This is a genomic window from Crystallibacter permensis, from assembly GCF_025960875.1.
GTDB lineage: Bacteria > Actinomycetota > Actinomycetes > Actinomycetales > Micrococcaceae > Crystallibacter > Crystallibacter permensis.
This window is the reverse complement of record NZ_JAODLR010000049.1, coordinates 1-4,614: the sequence shown is the minus strand read 5'-3', so window position 1 is coordinate 4,614 and position 4,614 is coordinate 1. Positions and strand designations below refer to the sequence as shown.

Here is a 4,614-nt window from a genome sequence, read left to right as displayed (position 1 = left end):
GACACAACCCGCTTAGCCCCTCCCCCGCCACTGGTCCGCGGGACGCAAGCCCAGCCAAGGTTGGCTCATCCAGGGGAATGCCACCACCACGGAGCCGAACAGCTACAGGGGCAGCCGTACTGACGCGCTTCGCTGACAGCATCGGGGCAGACGTCCGCAGATGAACGGCATCGCAAGCCGCAGTCGGCTGTACGGAAGGCCGTGCTCAGCCTCGAGAGGCAGCTAGTCACAGCGTTATCAGTTCAAAAGCCGCTCAAGCGCCCAGGAGGGCACCAGAAGACCCCAACGCCCGCTACGGGCTTCCGGGGGCCATTATGCCATTCGAGGCCCGCAGAAGGCCCTTCAGAGGCCTCCTGGGGACTATGAATCATCGAGGGCCAGACAAGGAACGGTTAACCGTTCCGCTCACCGGTGGACGCGCCCCCGGGGGCGTTTATGGATTGACGGCAACGGCTCTGACCACCAGCGGCGGGCCCTGGACTCGTGCGGCCTACCCGCATGGGTGGACCTCAACGCTGATTGCCTGACGGCCGACCCTTGATCAGGAACCATCCGCTTCCGCTGCTGCGGACGAAATGCTGTGCCCCCGTCCGATCAGTCCGTCAGGAGCGAGCTGACCAGGTCCGCGGTGAAGGGTGAGGGGTCAACCCCGAACTCCTGGCGCAGCCTGATCCGAAAAGACTGGTAGGCGCGCAGAGCTTCCGCTTGGTTCCCCTCGGCCAGGTAACACTGGAGCAGCAGCCGTTGCGCGCTTTCGCGAAGCGGCTCAATGGTCGTGGCGGCACGGGCCGCTTCCACCGCCAGGTCGATCTGTCCCTGCAGCAGGAATTGCCGGGCCAGCCGTTCGAGCACGGAGAGCCGCCAACGCTGCCAACGATCCTGTTCCGAAATGACCCAGTCTTCACCCCAGCCAGGCAGCAGTTCAGCCTCGAGGACGGTATCGAGGATGCTCTGCGGGAGGTCCGGACCGGTTTGTTCTTCCGCACCGGATGCCTGTGCCCTGATGTCCCGGACGTCAATCCGAGCCCGCTCAGCCAGATCCAAGGAATGCCGCGTCGGCACCAGGAGCTTCGGCAGATCCCGGTTCACCACGAAGACACTCTCCCGCAGATTGCCGAACCCCTGATGTTCCGGGCGGTCCGGCCAGAGCAGGCCGGCCAGAAACGTCCGGGGTTGCCTGCCGTACAACGCCAGCGCGGCGATAAGGCGCTGCTGGCGCAGGGCCACTGTGACCGGCTGGTCTCCGCGCTGCAGCTGCCATCCGCCCAACAGCCGCAATTTCCAAATTCGATCGGTAGCCATAGCCGCAGTGTCCCCCCGCAGTCCACTCCACAAAGAGCCAGCCGGACCGTCCGGCCGCAGCTCCCCTCGCGGGCCCCACCGCTTGGAACCTTCAGCATCGCCAAGGCGCGATTCCCTGTCAATGAATGGTGCAAGCGAATTCAGGAAAGCCCAAGGTCCAAGAAAAATACAAGCTTCCTTGGCACAATCCGATGTCGTGACAGGGCAGTAACAAACGAATAACAGCGGTTGCAGTCAACTGTTGCTGTCAGCAAGGGAGGCATCATGGACCGACAATCGGCCCACGGTGGGGGGATGCTGGGTCTCACCTCAACACCGCGGCGGCAAAAAATCAGCCCACTTAGGGCTCCTAGACCCCTGGATTCATCCGGCCTCGTAGTGCAGAAGTTCGGAGGTTCATCCATCGCCGATGCGGACGGCATCAAGCGTGCCGCACAGCGCATCCTTGAAACCCGGGCAGCCGGGAACAACGTTGTGGTGGTGCTGTCGGCCATGGGAGACACCACCGACGATCTGCTGGACCTCGCGGCCACCGTCTCGCCGTCGCCGGCCCCGCGCGATCTCGATTTCCTGCTTACCACCGGCGAATGCATTTCCATCGCTTTGCTGGGTATGGCCTTGGCCAATCTGGGGGTTCCGTCGCAACTGTTCACCGGTCACCGTGCCGGCCTCAAGACCGACGACGTCCACGGCAAGGCGCATATTGTCGACGTAGAACCGCGGGAGCTGCGGACCGCCCTGGCCCGCGGCGAAATTCCGATCGTCGCAGGCTTCCAGGGGACGGGCGTGGGAACAAAGGAAATTACGACCCTGGGCCGCGGCGGTTCCGACATTACCGCCATCGCTCTTGCCGCCGCGCTGGGGGCCGGCATCTGCGAAATCTACACGGACGTCGACGGCGTCTACAGCGCCGACCCCCGTGTGGTGCCGGCCGCCCGGAAGCTTGAGGCCATTACCAGCGCCGAAATGCTCGAACTCGCTGCCTGCGGGGCCAAGGTACTCCAAGCACGGTGTGTGGAGTATGCCCGCCGCTTCGGCGTCCTCCTGCATGTCCGCTCGTCCTTTACCCACTCGAACGGAACACTGGTGGTTCCGGACGGGGGTCGCGTCCGCTCAGGACCGGGGGCCTTCACCGAGCGCCCGGTGATTTCCGCCGTCGGCTATGAAAACAGCACTGCCAGTATCCGGGTCGAGTCGGTTCCGGACGTTCCGGGCAAAGCCGCCCAGGTCTTCGCTGCCCTGTCCGCCGTGGGTTCCGCGGCCGACATGGTGGGCCAGAGCGTCTCTGCCGTGGCCGGCTACAAGGACATGGTCCTGGCACTTCCGGCGACGGAGGCGGCGGCCGCCTGCCAGGCCCTCCAGGCAGCGCGGCCGAGGATCGGCTTCAGCACCCTGCACTGTGATGAGCACATGGGCAAGCTTTCCCTCACCGGCGCCGGCATGCGTCTGGACCCCGAGGTGTCCTACCGCTTCTTCAGGGCGCTCACGGAAGCAGATATACCCATCAACCTCATTTCCACCTCGGACTCCACCTTGAGCGTGCTGACCCGCGCCGACCTCCTCGACGCCGCCGTCCTGGCCGTCCGACGGGCATTCGGCTGGGAGCCCGGTACCGCCCAGATGACCGTCCCTGTCCCCGCACCACCTGCCGTCGTCCATCTTGCCCAGTGAAATCCTGGCCCTGCAATCGGAGCAATCATGACTCTGCAAATGGAACCTGTAAGCTACACCCGCCCGCATGTCTCGGGCCCCTTGCCCGGGCCGAAATCGGCCGAACTGCTCTCCCGCCAGGAAAAGCGCGAGTCGAATGCCCGCGCCTATCCCCGCCACCTGCCGATCGCGATCGCCGACGCCGCAGGATCATTCGTCCGTGACCTGGACGGGAACGTCTTCATAGATTTCCTGGCCGGTGCCGGCGTCCTCTCGCTCGGTCACAACCATCCGGAGCTCGTCGAGATCGCCAGACGCCAACTGGGCACGCTGGCCCACGGACTGGATTTTCCGACACCGGTCAAGGACGCCTTTATCGAAGCACAGCTGTCAATGCTTCCGCTTGGCATGCGTGAGCGCATGAAGATGCACTTCTGCGGACCGACAGGAGCGAATGCCGTCGACGCAGCGATCAAACTCTGCAAGACAGCGACCGGACGCTCCGAGATTATCTCCTTCCAAGGCGGTTTCCACGGCAGCAGCGCCGCCGCCATGGCCCTGACCGGGCTTGTCGAGCAAAAGCGGCCGGTAGCCAACGGCATGCCCGGAGTGCACTTCTTCCCCTACTCCTACTGCTCGCGGTGCCCGGTGAACCTGAGCCCCGAGACCTGTGCCATCAACTGCATCGGCTACCTGGAGAACTCCCTCCATGACGGCAACGGCGGCATCCCGCTTCCGGCCGCGGTCATCGTGGAAATGGTCCAGGGCGAAGGCGGAGTGATCCCGGCCCGGCTCGAGTTCGTCCAGCGGCTGCGGCAACTGACGCGGCAGCTGGAGATCCCGCTCATCGTCGACGAGGTACAGACCGGCTGCGGCAGGACCGGGACCTGGTTCGCGTTCGAGCAGTACGGGATCGAACCGGACGTCATCGTCGCGTCGAAAGCGCTGAGCGGCATCGGCACCCCGGTAGCCCTGATCATGTACGACGCTTCGCTTGACACCTGGGCACCCGCAGCCCACACCGGGACCTTCCGCGGCAACCAGCTGGCATTCGCCACCGGAGCAGAAGCCGTCCACATTATCCAGCGCGACAGAGTGCTGGACAACGTCCGCGAGCGCGGGGAGCAGGTAGCCAACCTGCTTGCACCGCTTGAGTCGCTGCCATGGGTACGCGAGATCCGCGGCCGGGGACTGATGTGGGGCATCGAGCTGCAGGACCCGTCAACCGGAATGCCAGCCGGCGACCTGGCGCTCTCCGTCCAGGAACAGGTGCTACGCCTCGGACTGATCCTCGAAACCGGCGGCCGGAACGGCTGCGTAGTCCGCATGCTGCCGCCACTGAACGTGACAGCCGGCGTGGTCGAGACTGCATGCCGGATCCTGGTCAATGCCATCCAAGCGCTGATGCCCCGGACGCAGGAGGCCGGATAAGCGCCCAACGAGCGACAATACCGGCAGCCGCGCAGCACTCCCCCCGTTCGTGACCCCGTCCCCTTGGAAACGCTGGGAGGCCCGGTTTGACGGGACTGGTGCACGGCCTGCCTTGGTCGCCACCGCCGTCCAGGTGGAGGGGATGACACAGACCAGCGCAGGTCGCAGCTGGAGCAACGCCGACCCCCAGGCTTCCTGTGGTCTGCGGCGCGAGTCTGGGGGGGTTGTGTT

3 protein-coding genes are annotated in these 4,614 nt (G+C 65.0%); 2 read left to right on the top strand and 1 reads right to left on the bottom strand.

Going from position 1 to position 4,614, the window contains the following annotated elements; translation table 11 throughout:
* Positions 1 to 594 precede the first annotated feature (594 nt).
* Positions 595 to 1,302 (bottom strand): AfsR/SARP family transcriptional regulator, encoded by a 708-nt coding sequence (locus tag B0G38_RS23020; protein WP_264671628.1) that lies wholly within the window; start codon positions 1,300 to 1,302, stop codon positions 595 to 597.
* Between the two features lie 294 nt (positions 1,303 to 1,596).
* Between B0G38_RS23020 and B0G38_RS23015 the strand changes: the two genes are divergently transcribed.
* Together B0G38_RS23015 and B0G38_RS23010 are read left to right on the top strand one after the other, a co-directional pair.
* Positions 1,597 to 2,973, top strand: a complete 1,377-nt coding sequence (locus B0G38_RS23015; RefSeq protein ID WP_413542105.1) for an aspartate kinase — start codon at positions 1,597 to 1,599, stop codon at positions 2,971 to 2,973.
* Between the two features lie 27 nt (positions 2,974 to 3,000).
* Positions 3,001 to 4,383, top strand: a complete 1,383-nt coding sequence (locus B0G38_RS23010; RefSeq protein ID WP_264671626.1) for an aspartate aminotransferase family protein — start codon at positions 3,001 to 3,003, stop codon at positions 4,381 to 4,383.
* Positions 4,384 to 4,614 lie beyond the last annotated feature (231 nt).